Annotated in this window: 11 protein-coding genes; 7 read left to right on the forward strand and 4 right to left on the reverse strand. The window is 65.3% G+C overall.

Annotated elements, in window-relative coordinates; translation table 11 throughout:
- Positions 1-77: 77 nt before the first annotated feature.
- Positions 78-233, forward strand: a complete 156-nt coding sequence (locus ACVIGA_RS26425; protein ID WP_061880958.1) for a Thivi_2564 family membrane protein — start codon at positions 78-80, stop codon at positions 231-233.
- 530 nt (positions 234-763) lie between these two features.
- On the opposite strand, the gene ACVIGA_RS26430 is transcribed toward ACVIGA_RS26425, so the two are convergent.
- Both ACVIGA_RS26430 and ACVIGA_RS26435 read right to left on the reverse strand, forming a co-directional pair.
- On the reverse strand, positions 764-2,926 hold the full coding sequence (locus tag ACVIGA_RS26430) for a malate synthase G (RefSeq protein ID WP_456668568.1): 2,163 nt from the start codon (positions 2,924-2,926) through the stop codon (positions 764-766).
- A 157-nt stretch (positions 2,927-3,083) separates the two neighbouring features.
- Complete coding sequence (locus tag ACVIGA_RS26435) at positions 3,084-4,331, reverse strand: MFS transporter (protein ID WP_456668569.1); 1,248 nt, start codon at positions 4,329-4,331, stop codon at positions 3,084-3,086.
- 80 nt (positions 4,332-4,411) lie between these two features.
- Between ACVIGA_RS26435 and ACVIGA_RS26440 the strand changes: the two genes are divergently transcribed.
- Positions 4,412-5,413, forward strand: coding sequence for an AraC family transcriptional regulator (locus tag ACVIGA_RS26440; protein WP_456668570.1), 1,002 nt, complete (start codon positions 4,412-4,414; stop codon positions 5,411-5,413).
- Between the two features lie 129 nt (positions 5,414-5,542).
- On the opposite strand, the gene cysC is transcribed toward ACVIGA_RS26440, so the two are convergent.
- Together cysC and cysD are read right to left on the reverse strand one after the other, a co-directional pair.
- Complete coding sequence (gene cysC / locus ACVIGA_RS26445; protein WP_375777243.1) at positions 5,543-7,462, reverse strand: adenylyl-sulfate kinase; 1,920 nt, start codon at positions 7,460-7,462, stop codon at positions 5,543-5,545.
- Positions 7,463-7,486: 24 nt separating this feature from the next.
- Positions 7,487-8,281, reverse strand: coding sequence for a sulfate adenylyltransferase subunit CysD (cysD, locus tag ACVIGA_RS26450; RefSeq protein ID WP_223966613.1), 795 nt, complete (start codon positions 8,279-8,281; stop codon positions 7,487-7,489).
- Positions 8,282-8,528: 247 nt separating this feature from the next.
- Here cysD and cysG point away from each other — a divergent pair, with 247 nt between their 5' ends.
- From cysG to ACVIGA_RS26475, 5 genes are read left to right on the forward strand one after another with little or no spacing between them, the layout of a single operon-like run.
- On the forward strand, positions 8,529-9,980 hold the full coding sequence (gene cysG / locus ACVIGA_RS26455; RefSeq protein WP_456668571.1) for a siroheme synthase CysG: 1,452 nt from the start codon (positions 8,529-8,531) through the stop codon (positions 9,978-9,980).
- Positions 9,977-10,294: a DUF2849 domain-containing protein gene (locus tag ACVIGA_RS26460; RefSeq protein WP_375777241.1), complete on the forward strand. Its 318-nt coding sequence runs from the start codon at positions 9,977-9,979 to the stop codon at positions 10,292-10,294. The genes cysG and ACVIGA_RS26460 overlap by 4 nt, the downstream gene beginning before the upstream one ends.
- Before the next feature lie 27 nt (positions 10,295-10,321).
- Positions 10,322-11,977 carry a nitrite/sulfite reductase gene (locus ACVIGA_RS26465; RefSeq protein ID WP_375777240.1) on the forward strand — a complete coding sequence of 552 codons (1,656 nt, stop codon included), beginning with the start codon at positions 10,322-10,324 and terminating at the stop codon, positions 11,975-11,977.
- On the forward strand, positions 11,964-12,479 hold the full coding sequence (locus ACVIGA_RS26470; protein WP_229172086.1) for a DUF934 domain-containing protein: 516 nt from the start codon (positions 11,964-11,966) through the stop codon (positions 12,477-12,479). Before ACVIGA_RS26465 ends, ACVIGA_RS26470 begins: the two co-directional genes overlap by 14 nt.
- Positions 12,476-13,204 (forward strand): phosphoadenylyl-sulfate reductase, encoded by a 729-nt coding sequence (locus ACVIGA_RS26475; protein WP_456668572.1) that lies wholly within the window; start codon positions 12,476-12,478, stop codon positions 13,202-13,204. The genes ACVIGA_RS26470 and ACVIGA_RS26475 overlap by 4 nt, the downstream gene beginning before the upstream one ends.
- Positions 13,205-13,257 lie beyond the last annotated feature (53 nt).

A 13,257-nucleotide genomic window follows, 5' to 3' on the forward strand; every position in this document is an offset into this window, starting at 1 on the left:
TCCCTGGAACCGGCTTTGCTTTCGCACGTTAGCACCGGGCGAACAGCACATTCACCGATGCCATCAGGGGGCCCCGCATGCTCGTCGGCGTACTCGTTACCTTCCTTGTCGTCATTTTGGTTCTTTATCTCATCAACATGCTGCCGCTCGACGGCCGCGCCAAGCAGATCGCGCGCGTCGTCGTCATCATCATCGGCATCGTCTCGCTGCTGAAATATTTGGCGGTGTTCTAGCTTCGTCATTGCGAGCGAAGCAATGGATTGCTTCGTCGCTTCGCTCCTCGCAATGACATGGATGCAGCAGTGCATCGTCAATAAAAAGCCCCGGCTCATGGCCGGGGCCTTTGCTTGTCGTCCACCCCGTCATCGCCCGGCCTGTGCGCAATTGCGTACGGGCCGGGCGATCCAGTCCGCCGCGGCTCCTCGGTTCAAGCACCGACGTCTCTGGAATACCGGATCATCCGCATGCGCGGGTGAGGACACTGAGCAAGCTGAGCGATCATGTCGTCATCCTGAGGAGCCCGCCAACGGCGGGCGTCTCGAAGGATGGCCACAGGTCCATCTGCGCGATTTCTGGATAATGGAAATATGGAGCTGATTTGCCCGACGAGTCAAGTTGCCGTATCGGCCGGCGGCCGCCGGCTACTTTGCATGGGGTTGTTTTCGATATTTTGGCAGTGCGCCCCTGCGACGGCAGGCTCGCGGCGCCGACAAAAAAGCCCCGGCTCATCGCCGGGGCTTTTGCTCGTAGTCTGGAACGCGGATCAACCCGTGGCCTTGGCCTCGCGGCGGCGCGCGGTGAGGATGTATTCGGTGTATCCGTTCGGCTGGGTGCGTCCTTCGAACACGAGGTCGCAGGCCGCCTTGAAGGCGACGCCGTCGAACGCCGGCGCCATTGGCTTGTAGAGGGCATCGCCGGCGTTCTGCTTGTCGACGACGACGGCCATGCGCTTCAGCGATTCCATCACCTGATCCCTGGTGATGACGCCCTGATGCAGCCAGTTCGCCAGATGCTGGCTCGAGATGCGCAGCGTGGCGCGGTCTTCCATCAGGCCGACATCGTGGATGTCGGGCACCTTGGAGCAGCCGACGCCCTGGTCGATCCAGCGCACGACGTAGCCGAGGATGCCCTGGCAGTTGTTGTCGATCTCCTGCTTTACATCGTCCGGCGCCCAGTTCGACTGCGACACCGGAATGGTGAGGATGTCGGAGAGCTTTGCGCGCGGCCCGCCCTTGGTGAGCTCCTGCTGGCGGGCGCTCACGTTGACCTGATGGTAGTGCAGGGCGTGTAGCGTGGCCGCGGTCGGCGACGGCACCCAGGCGGTGGTGGCGCCGGCCTGCGGATGGCCGATCTTCTGCGTCAGCATGTCGGCCATCTTGTCGGGCGCCGCCCACATGCCCTTGCCGATCTGGGCATGGCCGGGCAGGCCGTCGATCAGGCCGTTGTCGACGTTCCAGTCCTCATAGGCCTTGATCCAGGGCTGCGCCTTCATGTCGTTCTTGCGGATCATCGGACCCGCTTCCATCGAGGTGTGGATCTCGTCGCCGGTGCGGTCGAGGAAGCCGGTGTTGATGAACATGATGCGCTTGGAGGCGCGCTGGATGCAGGCCTTGAGGTTGACCGTGGTGCGGCGCTCCTCGTCCATGATGCCGACCTTCAGCGTGTTCTCCGGCAGCGAGAGCATCTTCTCGACCTCGGCGAACAGGTCGCAGGTCAGCGTCACCTCGTCGGGGCCGTGCATCTTCGGCTTGACGATGTAGGCCGAGCCGGTGCGGCTGTTCTTGACCTTGGAATTGCCCTTGAGGTCGTGGATCGCGAGCAGGCCGGCGACCGCGGCGTCGAGCAGGCCTTCGGGAATCTCCTCGCCCTTGGCGTCGAGCACGGCGTCGGTGAACATGTGGTGGCCGACATTGCGCATCAGCAGCAGGCTGCGGCCATGCAGCTTCAGCTCGCTGCCGTCGGGCTTCTTGTAGACACGGTCGGCATTGAGCGAACGCGTCAGCGTCTTGCCGCCCTTGTCGAAGTCGGCCGACAGCGTGCCGTTCATCAGGCCGAGCGTGTTGCGATAGACCAGCACCTTGTCCTCGGCGTCGACCGCGGCAACCGAGTCTTCCATGTCGAGAATGGTCGAGACCGCCGATTCCAGGATCATGTCGGCGACGCCGGCCGGATCGTCCTTGCCGATGACGTTGCTGCGGTCGATCTTGACCTCGACATGCATGCCGTTGTTGACGAGCAGGATCGCGGTGGGCTGGGCGGGCTCGCCCAGATATCCGGCGAACTGGGCGGCATTCTTCAGCGCGGTCGAATTGCCGCTCTTCAGCTTGACCGAGAGCTGGCCTGCGATCACGGCGTAGGAGGTCACGTCGGTATGGCTTCCGGTCGCGAGCGGCACGGCGGCGTCGAGGAACGCCTTCGCCTTCGCGATCACCTTGTCGCCGCGGGCCTTGTTGTAGCCCTTGCCGCTCTCGCTCGGATCATGCGGGATCGCGTCGGTGCCGTAGAAGGCGTCGTACAGCGAACCCCAGCGCGCGTTGGCGGCGTTCAGCGCGTAGCGGGCGTTGGTCAGCGGCACCACGAGCTGCGGGCCGCAGATCTTGCCGATTTCCTCGTCGACATTCGCAGTCTCGACCTTGTGGGTCGCGGGCTCGGGCAGCAGATAGCCGATGTCCTTGAGGAATGCGGTGTAGGCGTTGATGTCGAACGCCTTGCCCTTGTTGGCGCGATGCCAGTCGTCGATCTTGGTCTGCAGCGCGTCGCGGACCGCGAGCAACTCGCGGTTCTTCGGGCCGAGCTTCTGGATGATGGCGGCGAGTCCTGCCCAGAACGCGTCAGGCGCGATCCCGGTTTTCGGCGTCGCCTCTTTGGCGATGAAATCGAACAGGACAGGGGCGATCTTCAATCCATGGGCATCGACACGAGTCATGATGGGCTTTCTCAAAGAAATGGGGCGTTTAGGGGCTGCTTTCGAAAGAAATCAGCAAAAAACGCGCCAAAGGGCGGCGTTCACGGCTCTTTTAGCCCTAAAGCCACGGTTCTGAGAAGGCCCCCTTTCCTCGGCGCTGCGTCGGCCGAGGGCGCGGTCAGGGCGCCCTGGTCCGCACCTTGGTGGCGATCAGCAATGCGGCGAGCAACAAGGGAATTGCGCCGGCCACGAACACGGCCGCAGCCCCCATCAAATCGAGCACCAGCCCGCCGCCCGCCGCGCCCATGGTGATGCCGAGGAAGATCGAGGCCACCGTCAGCCCAGTGCCGCTTTCGGTCTCATCGGGCACCATGCGGGTGATCCACGTCGTCGTCGCCACCGGTACGCCGCTGAAGGCAAATCCCCACAATGCGACCAGCATCAGCGCCGGAATGACGTCCTTGCCGTAGACCGCGAGCAGCAGACCGAGCACGCTGATCGCCAGCGGCATCGCGATCAGCGTGAGCTTGAGATTGCGCTCGGCCATCAGCCCGCTCACGAAGGAGCCGACATAATTGGCAACGCCGAAGGCAAGCAACGTCGCCGCGACGCCGGCGGCGCCGAGCCCGGTCACGCTTTCGAGGAAGGGGCGGATATAGCCGAAATAGCCGAAGTGTCCGGTGAACACCAACGTTGCCGCGAAGATGCCGGCGCCGATTCCCGGCCGTGTCAGGATGTCGATCAGGGTGTCGAGCCCGGCTTCTCCCTTCGGGGCCAAGCGCGGCAAAGCCAGCGCCTGGATGACAAACACCGCTGCGCCCAATGCCGTCGCGAGCAGGAACACGATGCGCCAGCTCGCCACCTCGCCGAGATAGCTGCCGAGCGGAACGGCAATGATCATCGCGGCGGGAATGCCGCTCATCACGATCGACAAGGCCCGTGCAACCAGCGACGGCGGCACCAGCCTGATCGTCGTCGCCGCCGCCATCGCCCAAAAGCCGCCAATGGCGAGGCCAAGCACGATCCGCGCCGCGAGGAGGAACGTGATGCTCGGCGCCAGCGCCACCAGCAGATTGGAGATGACGAGCAGAATCGAGAAACTGAGCAGCACCGGCTTTCGGTTGAAGCTGCGCGTCAGTCGCGGCGTGAACAACGCTCCGACCAGGCCGGCCAGCGAGGTCGCGGTCACCGCCTGACCGGCGAGGCCCGGACTGACACCGAGGTCCCTCGCCATCGGCGTCAACAGGCCGGACGGCAGGAACTCCGCGGTCAGAAGTGCGGTCACGCCCAGCATCATGGCGACGACGGCGCCCCAGGAGGGCCTTTCCGATGAGGCCGGCTGGTCACCAGCCTTGAGAGCGACGTCGCCCGGCATCAGCGCAACGACATCGGCGTGCGCCAGAGCGGGGTCCACTTCTTGATCCATTGACCGAAACTTCCATCTTATGTTGCAGCGCCGCAGACATAGGCTGGAGGTTCTGGACAATCTATGCCATAAACACTCCAATGTTTGATCGTTCGTCCAGATCGCCCGCCGCCGACACGACCGACACCGCCGTCGATCTGGTGAGCGAATTGTTGCTCGGGATGCGGCTCGAGGGCGTTCACTACCGTCGGGTCGAGACGCGGGCGCCGTTCGGGTTTCGCTTCGAGACGCCGTACGGACGCGCGCAATTCCACTTCGTTGCGCATGGCACGGCGCTGCTGCGCTACGCCGACGCGACGCTGCTTCCCCTCGGATGCGGTGACGCGATTTTCCTGCCGCGCGGCGGCGCGCATGATCTCGTCTCAACCCCGGACGAGCCGAGCTGCGACGTCGATCGTTTCGAGACCGAGACGCTGTGCGGCAATGTCGATGTGACATCGGCCTGCCCTGAAGGATGCCCGCAGGACGATCAGGTCCTGGTCTTCAGCGCTTGCATGAATTTCGATCTCGGCGGCATGCGCCCGCTGATCGCGCTGATGCCGGAGGTGATGCGGGCCGACACCTTGCTTGTGCGCCAGCCGGAAATCGAACCGATGCTGAAGGCGATGGAGCGCGAGACCTGCACGCCGCGGGCCGGTTCCGTCGGCGTGATGGCGCGGCTCGCCGATGTTCTCGCCGCGTCGATCGTGCGTGGCTGGGTCGAATGCGGCGGCGACAATTCCATGGGCTGGTTCGAGGCGTTGCGCGATCCGCGTCTCGGCCGCGCGCTCGGCGCGCTGCATCGCGCTCCCGGCCGCAACTGGACGGTTGCTGAACTGGCGGCGGAGGCGGGGTGCTCGCGCTCGCTGTTTGCCGAGCGCTTCCAGTCGATGACCGGGCAATCGCCGCTGCGCTATCTAGCCGAGCTGCGCATGCGGCTCGCGACACAGTGTATCGAGCATGAACGCCAGCCGATCGATGTGATCGCGCAACGGCTGGGCTACGCGTCGCAGGCGGCGTTCAGCCGTGCCTTCAAGCGTATCACCGGGCAATCGCCGGGGATGGTGCGGCACGGAGCTGGAAGCCAACGCGCGGCGGAATAGGCATCCACACCGCCGTCATTCCCCGCTTCAAGCGGGGCATCCAGTACGCCGCGGCCTCACGGCTCAAGCATTGACGTCTCTGGAATACTGGGTCGTCCGGTCGAGCCGGACGACGACAGGTGAGCGAGGTCAGATATTCGCCGCGAGGTCGGTCAGCTCGTCGAACAGGATGCCGGTGGTGGCCAGCATCCGCTCGATCTCGTCGGTGGCATCGCTGACCGAGCGGTTCGAGGTGTCGATGGTCAGTTCGTTGCCGGTCGGCGGCTGGTAGTCGTTGGTGATGCCGGTAAAGGACGGCAATCCGCCGGAGCGCGCCTTGGCGTAATGGCCCTTGGGGTCGCGGGTCTCGCAGACCTCGGCAGGCGTGGCGACATAGATTTCGCGGAACGCGCTGTCGGCGATGCGGCGAGCCGCCGCGCGGTCGGCGGTCGACGGCGACACCGCGGCGACAATGGCGATATGGCCGTTGCGCGCCAGATGGGTCGCGACCTCGGCGAGGCGGCGGATGTTTTCAGCGCGATCCTGCGGCGAGAAGCCGAGGTCGCTGTTCAGCCCGGCGCGGAAGGTGTCGCCATCGAGCAGGATCGGCGAGCCGCCATTGCCGAACAGGCGCCGCTCCAGCGCCCGCGCCAGCGTCGACTTGCCCGAGCCGGGCAGGCCGGTCAGCCAGATCACCGCGCCATTGTGATGGTAGCGCGCCGAGCGCTCGTCCGGCCGCAGCGCGGATTCCACCGGCACGATGTCGATCGGCACCGCGGGCCGGCCGGCGTCGACCGACAGCACGAGGCCGCCGCCGGCGATGCGTCCGTTGACCTCGATCACGAGACGGCCGGTGCGCGGATTGTCGGTGTAGGGATCGGTCGCAACCGGCTGCGCCAGCGAAATGTCGATCTCTCCGACATGGTTGCGCGCGATCGCGGTGTTCTCTTCGTTGGACAGCGCGCCGGGATCGATCGCCTTTTCGATCGCGACCACGGTGGCGCGGCTCTCCCTGGTGCCGAGCCGGATCAGGATCTGCTCGCCCTTGGTCAGCGGCTTGTCGTGCAGCCAGAAGATCCGGGCGCGGATGCGGCGGGTGTCGCGCGGGCTCTGCCCGCTATGTCCAATGACGTCGCCGCGCTCGAGGAACAGCTCGCGGTCGAGCGTGATGCCGACCGAGCGCCCGGCGCCCTGCGGGCCGTGCACCGGCGTCACCGGCCAGCTCTCGACCGTCTTGATCTTCGCGATCTTGCCCGTGGGCATGATGACGATCTCGTCGCCGGCCTTCAGGCTGCCGGACTCGATACGGCCCGCAACGATGCGGCGGTCGTCGAACTTGTAGATCGCCTGCACCGGCAGCCGCAGCGGCAGCTCCGCCAGCGGCGGTGCCGGCTCGAGCGCATCGAGCGCCTCGACCACGGTCGGACCCTTGTACCATCCGATCCGCGGCGTGTGTTCGGCGACGCCGTCGCCGTCGCGCGCGGAGATCGGGACCACGGCGGTCGGCGTCACGCCGAGGCCGATCAGATGCGCGGAAATCTCGTCGCTGATCTCCTTGAAACGCTCGGCACTGAAATCCACCCGGTCCATCTTGTTGACGACGACCGCGACCTGCTTCACGCCGAGCAGATGCAGGAGATAGCCGTGCCGCCGCGTCTGCGAGCGGACGCCTTCGAGCGCGTCGATGATCAACACCGCGCCGTCGGCCTGCGAGGCGCCGGTGATCATGTTGCGCAGAAACTCTGCGTGGCCGGGCGCGTCGATCAGCACGACGTCGCGCGAGCGGGTGCGGAAGCGGATCTGGGTGGTGTCGATGGTGATGCCCTGGTCGCGCTCGGTCTGCAGCGCGTCGAGCAGGAACGACCATTCGAACGGCATGCCGCGCCGTGCGCTGACCGCCTTCAGCATCTCCAACTTGCCGTCCGGCAGGCTGCCGGTCTCATGCAGCAGGCGGCCCACCAAAGTGGACTTGCCGTGGTCGACATGGCCGACGATGACGATGCGCACCTGGGGACGTGTGGTGCCGTTGGGGGTCGCCGAGATCGAGGCGGTGGGAAGAATCATGTTCATCAGAGCACTCACGCCAAACTGGGATCAGAGATAGCCGGCGACACGCAGTCGCTCGAACGCATCCTCGGTTTCGTGATCGAGTGCGCGGCCGGCGCGCTCCGGGACCTTGGTGTTCTCGAGCTCATCCAGGATTTCATCGATGCTGGATGCGGTCGAAGCCACCGGATTGGTGATGTCCTGATCCCCCAGCGAGCGATAGCGCTTGCCGTCCTTGGCGAGATAGAGCGGGATGATCGGAATGCCTTCGCGCTTGGTGTAAGCCCAGATGTCGGCTTCGGTCCAATGCAGGATCGGATGGATGCGCAGATGCGCGCCTTGCGGCGGCGAGGCATTGAAGTGGTCCCAGAATTCCGGCGGCTGGTCGCGCACGTCCCATTCGCCTTCGAGGCCGCGCGGCGAGAACACGCGCTCCTTGGCGCGCGTTGCCTCTTCGTCGCGGCGGATGCCGGCGATCAGTCCGTCAAAGCCGTATTTGTTGAGCGCCCATTTGAGCCCCTCCGTCTTGCGGGCGGCCGAACGCGCAGCCGGCGGTAGAGTGGGGTCGACGGCGTCGATCGGCGGGCAGGGCTCGACGCGCAGGTCGAGATCCCATTCCTTGCCGAAGCGATCGCGGAACGCATACATCTCCGGAAACTTCTTGCCGGTGTCGACATGCAGCGCCGGGAACGGGACGCGACCGAAGAACGCCTTGCGCGCCAGCCAGATCATCACGTTGGAGTCTTTGCCGAGCGACCACAGCAGCGCGAGCTTCTTCAGCCGGGCGAACGCCTCGCGCAGAATGTAGATGCTCTGGGCCTCCAACTCATCGAGATGATCCATGGTCGGGGGGGCCTGATTGGCGGGAATCCCCGGCACGGAAGATGCATTGCTGAGTGCTGCGGACCGTGTTCCGGCAGCGGCGGATTCGTTGTCGAGAAGATGCATCTCTTGGCCTTGGCCTGTGGAGTTGAAAATTCTAAAGTTGCGCTGCAATAGAGAAGAAATAATTTTCTCTTTGCTGGCCTTGATCGAGAGATAAATAGAAAATAATTTCAGTCAACCCCCAAGTTGGGGAAGCGAGTGTCTGATGCGATATCTGCCCGTGTTTCTGGATCTGCAAAGCGGCAAGGTGCTGCTCGTTGGAGCGGGCGAGCTCGTGCGCGCCAAGTTGCGGCTGCTCGCAGCTGCCGGCGCCGCGGTTCGCTGGTACGCGACCGACGGCAATCATGAGCTCGCCGGTATCGCGGCGGAGGACGCCGCGCGCATCGAGCGCGCCGATGGCGATCCGCTCGCCGCCGATCTCTCCGATGTCATCGCCGTGCTCTGCGCCGGCGCAGGTGACGTTGGTGTTGCGATGTCGGTGCGCGCCAAGGCGATTGGCCTGCCGGTCAACGTGATGGACGACCTCGTGCACTCCACCTTCATCATGCCTGCGATCGTCGATCGCGGCGATGTCGTGGTCGCGGTCGGAACCGGCGGCACGTCGCCGGTCGTGGCGCGTCGCATCCGCGAGAAGATCGAGGCGGTGCTGCCGGCGCGGATCGGCGATCTCGCCGGCTTCATCGGCCGCTTCCGCAAACCGATGCATGCGCGGATTGAAGAGTTTCCGCTGCGCCGCCGCTTCTGGGAGCGCATCGTCGACGGTCCGATCGGCGCACTGGTGCTGGCCGGCCGCAAGGACGAAGCCGAGCAGGCGCTGAATGCGATCGGCGATCCTGCCGCATTCGCCGGCGCCGATACCGAAGGCAAGGCCGTTGGTCATGTGATGCTGGTCGGCGCCGGTCCCGGCGATCCGGATCTGCTCACCGTGAAGGCGCTGCGCGCGCTGCAGGACGCCGACGTCGTGTTCTATGACGAATTGGTGTCACCAGAAATTCTCGATCGCATCCGGCGCGATGCCGCGCGGATTCCGGTCGGCCGCCGCATCGGCAAGCCCGGCATCGGCCAGGACGCGATCAACCGCCTGATGATCGAGGCCGCGCAATCGGGCCAACGCGCGGTGCGGCTGAAGGGCGGCGATCCCTTCGTGTTCGGTCGCGGCGGCGAGGAAATCGAGGCGCTGCGCGACGCCGGCATCGCCTACTCCATTATTCCCGGCATCTCCGCCGGTCTTGGCGCTGCCGCGCAGTTCGAGGTGCCGCTGACCTTCAGGCACGAGGCGTTGCGCATCACCTTCCTGACCGCGCACAAGGCGCGCGATGCCGAAGTCGTCGACTGGTCGGTGCTGACCGATACCAAGATGACCGTCGTCGTCTACATGGGCATGACCGCGGCGCCCTCGATCCGCGAAGGCCTGCTCGCCGCGGGCCGCTCGCCGGAGACGCCGGTCGGCGTGTTCGCGCGCGTGACGCGGCCGGACGCGAAGGCGGCGGTCGGCACCCTGGCGCGGCTGCCCGAGCTGGTCAAACAGGTCGATGGCGGTCCCGCTGTCCTCATCATCGGCGACGTGGTCGCGCATTCCGCGCCGTGGAGCCGATCCAACGTCACCCAACTGTTCTCCAACCAGATGTTCTCCGAACTGCTGAAAGCTGCCGAATGACCTCTCCGCTCGAACAGAAGAAAATCAGGATCACAGGCCCCTCGATGGTGACCGCCAACCGGACCTGGGACGGTGCCGTGGTGTACCGAACCGCCAAGCAAGGCTGGTCCACCGAACTCTCCGACTCTGCGATCGTGACCACGTCTGACGAGGCCCGCGCGCTGCTGGCTGAAGCCGCCGCCGACGACGTCGGCGCGGTCGGCCCCTATATCGCGCCGGTCGAACTCAAGGACGGCGGCAAGGTCAAGCCGGGCAATCTCCGCGAACATATCCGCGCCAAGGGCGTCACCATCGATCTCCAGGTCCCCGCGTAAGGCACGCCGGCGTAAGGCTTATCGAACATGTATGCTTATGACGAACTCGACCGCACGCTGATCAACGAGCGTGTTTCGGAATTCCGCGATCAGGTGAAGCGCCGCCTCTCTGGCGAGCTCACCGAGGACGAATTCAAGATCCTGCGCCTGCAGAACGGTGTGTATTTGCAGCTGCACGCCTACATGTTCCGCGTCGCGATCCCGTACGGCACGCTGTCGTCGAAGCAGCTGCGCCGGTTCGCCCATGTCGCGCGCCGCTACGACCGCGGCTATGGCCACTTCACCACGCGGCAGAACATCCAGTTTAACTGGATCAAGCTCGCCGAGCTGCCGGACGCGCTGGCCGATCTCGCCGAGGTCGGCATCCATGCGATGCAGACCTCCGGCAACAACATGCGCAACGTCACCTCGGATCAGTGGGCCGGCGTCGCGCCCGGCGAGATCGAGGATCCCAGGATCTGGTCGGAGCTGATCCGCCAGCACACGACGCTGCATCCGGAATTCTCGTTCCTGCCGCGCAAGTTCAAGATCGCGATCACCGCCGCCGAGCACGATCGCGCCGCGATCAAGATCCACGACATCGGCCTGCGCCTGCACAAGAATGCCGACGGCGAGACCGGTTTCGAGGTGCTGGTCGGCGGCGGCCTCGGCCGCACCCCGTTCATCGCCAAGACCATCAAGCCGTTCGTCTCCGGCCGCGATATCCTCAGCTACATCGAGGCGATCCTGCGCGTCTACAACCAGTACGGCCGCCGCGACAACATCTACAAGGCGCGCATCAAGATCCTGGTGCACGAGCTCGGCATCGAGAAGTTCGCCAAGGAAGTCGACGAGGAGTGGAAGGCGATGGGCGATGTCGGGCTGACGCTCGATCACACCGCCATCGAGGAGGTCCGTTCGCGCTTCTCCTATCCGGCCTACGAAAAGCTGCCGCACATGCCGGACGAGCTGAAGCAGGCCGCACATGACAAGCTGTTCGAGCGCTGGCGCAAGAACTCGGTGTCGGCGCACAAGGTGCAGGGCTATTCGATCGTGACGCTGTCGCTGAAGCCGGTCGGTGGCCCGCCCGGTGATGCCAGCGCCGAGCAGATGGACGCGGTCGCCGACCTCGCCGATAAATATTCGTTCGGCGAGATCCGCGTCGGCCACGAGCAGAACCTGGCGCTGCCGCACGTCGCCAAGCGCGACCTGCCGGCGCTGTTCAAGGCGCTCGACCGGCTCGGCCTTGCGACGCCGAACGTCAACTTGGTGACCGACATCATCGCCTGCCCGGGTCTGGATTACTGCTCGCTGGCCAATGCGCGCTCGATCCCGATCGCGCAGGAGCTGACGCGGCGTTTCGCCAACCACGACACCGCCGACCTGATCGGCCGGCTCCACATCAACATCTCCGGCTGCATCAATGCCTGCGGCCATCACCATGTCGGCCACATCGGAATTCTCGGCGTCGAGAAGAACGGTGAGGAATTCTACCAGATCACGATCGGCGGCCGCGCCGACGAGAACGCGCAGTTGGGCACCTTGATCGGCCCGGCCGTTCCCTATGCGGAAGTCGCCGACGTGATCGAAGACATTGTCGAAGCCTATCTGGCGCTGCGCGACCGTCCCGAGGAATTGTTCGTCGATACGGTGAAGCGTCTGGGCGTCGAGCCTATCAGGGAGCGCGTCTATGCCACTCGTTAAGCAGGGAAGACTGACCACCGATCTGTTCGTGCATGTCGCCGACGGCGCCGAGCTGCCGGGCGACGGCGCGGTGCTGGTGACGGCCGAGCGCTTTCTCGCCGATCCGGAGGCGCTGCTGCGCCGCCCCGGCAAGCTCGGGGTGATCTGGCCGAACAACCGCAACCTCGACGAACTGGTGCCGCATCTCGATCGGCTGGCCTCGGTCGCGCTGGTGTTTCCGACCTTCCGCGACGGCCGCGCCTACAGCCAGGCCCGCCTGCTGCGTGAGCGCTACGGCTATGACGGCGAGCTGCGCGCCACCGGGCAGATCCTGCGTGATCAGTTCGTGTTCATGACGCGCGCCGGCTTCGACGCTTTCGAGGTCAAGAAGGACGCCGACGCCGACGCGTTTGCCCAGACCATGAAGCGCTATTCGGTGTTCTATCAGCCGACTGGCGACGGTCGCGTCACCGCGCTGAACCGCCGCATGCAGCTGCGTCACTCGGAGAGCGCCGGCCAGTGAGCACGCTTGCACCAGAGCTTGCAGCGGCATCAGTCGCATTGCCTCACGCCGACGCGCTCGATCGCGCGCTGCGCAAGGCGTCGCCCGCCGAGGTGATCGCGGCCGCATTGCAGACGGTCGGCCGCGAGAGGCTGGCGCTGGTGTCGTCGTTCGGGACCGAGTCCGCCGCGCTGCTCAAGGTGATGGCGGATGTCGATCCGGCGATCCCGGTGGTGTTCCTCGACACCGGCTGGCTGTTCGAGGAGACGCTGGCCTATCGCGACACGTTGATCGAAACCCTCGGCCTCACCGATGTGCGCTCGATCAAGCCTGACGAGCAGGCGCTGTCGCGGCAGGATCCGGACCGCGAATTGTGGTTCAGCGATCCCGACGCCTGCTGCCGCATCCGCAAGGTGGAACCGCTGGCGCGTGCGCTGAAGCCGTTCGCCGGCTGGATCAACGGCCGCAAGCGCTTCCAGGGCGGCGCCCGTACCGATATCCCTGTCGTCGAGGACGACGGCGTCAGGTTGAAATTCAACCCGTTCGCCAATGTCTCGCGCGAGGAGATCGAGGCGATCTACGCGCTCGGCAGACTGCCGCCGCATCCACTTGTCGCATCGGGATATCAATCGGTCGGGTGTATGCCTTGCTCGAGCCGGGCTGCAGCCGGCGAGGATGCACGCGACGGCCGCTGGCGTGGCCGGGCGAAGACGGAATGCGGCATCCACACAATGAAGTTGTCGTAGAGCGCCGCGCTGAATCGCATCGATAGTTCATGCGATCCGGTGACGTGACAAAG

This window comes from Bradyrhizobium sp. USDA 3240 (assembly GCF_054063295.1).

Excerpts from the sequence above, each read along its gene's own strand:
- cysG (WP_456668571.1), top strand. The coding sequence starts at position 8,529 with ATGCGATATCTGCCCGTGTTTCTGGATCTGCAAAGCGGCAAGGTGCTG.
- ACVIGA_RS26430 (WP_456668568.1), bottom strand. The coding sequence starts at position 2,926 with ATGACTCGTGTCGATGCCCATGGATTGAAGATCGCCCCTGTCCTGTTC.
- cysD (WP_223966613.1), bottom strand. The coding sequence starts at position 8,281 with ATGGATCATCTCGATGAGTTGGAGGCCCAGAGCATCTACATTCTGCGC.
- ACVIGA_RS26425 (WP_061880958.1), top strand. The coding sequence starts at position 78 with ATGCTCGTCGGCGTACTCGTTACCTTCCTTGTCGTCATTTTGGTTCTT.
- ACVIGA_RS26435 (WP_456668569.1), bottom strand. The coding sequence starts at position 4,331 with ATGGATCAAGAAGTGGACCCCGCTCTGGCGCACGCCGATGTCGTTGCG.
- ACVIGA_RS26460 (WP_375777241.1), top strand. The coding sequence starts at position 9,977 with ATGACCTCTCCGCTCGAACAGAAGAAAATCAGGATCACAGGCCCCTCG.
- ACVIGA_RS26465 (WP_375777240.1), top strand. The coding sequence starts at position 10,322 with ATGTATGCTTATGACGAACTCGACCGCACGCTGATCAACGAGCGTGTT.
- cysC (WP_375777243.1), bottom strand. The coding sequence starts at position 7,462 with ATGAACATGATTCTTCCCACCGCCTCGATCTCGGCGACCCCCAACGGC.
- ACVIGA_RS26440 (WP_456668570.1), top strand. The coding sequence starts at position 4,412 with ATGTTTGATCGTTCGTCCAGATCGCCCGCCGCCGACACGACCGACACC.
- ACVIGA_RS26470 (WP_229172086.1), top strand. The coding sequence starts at position 11,964 with ATGCCACTCGTTAAGCAGGGAAGACTGACCACCGATCTGTTCGTGCAT.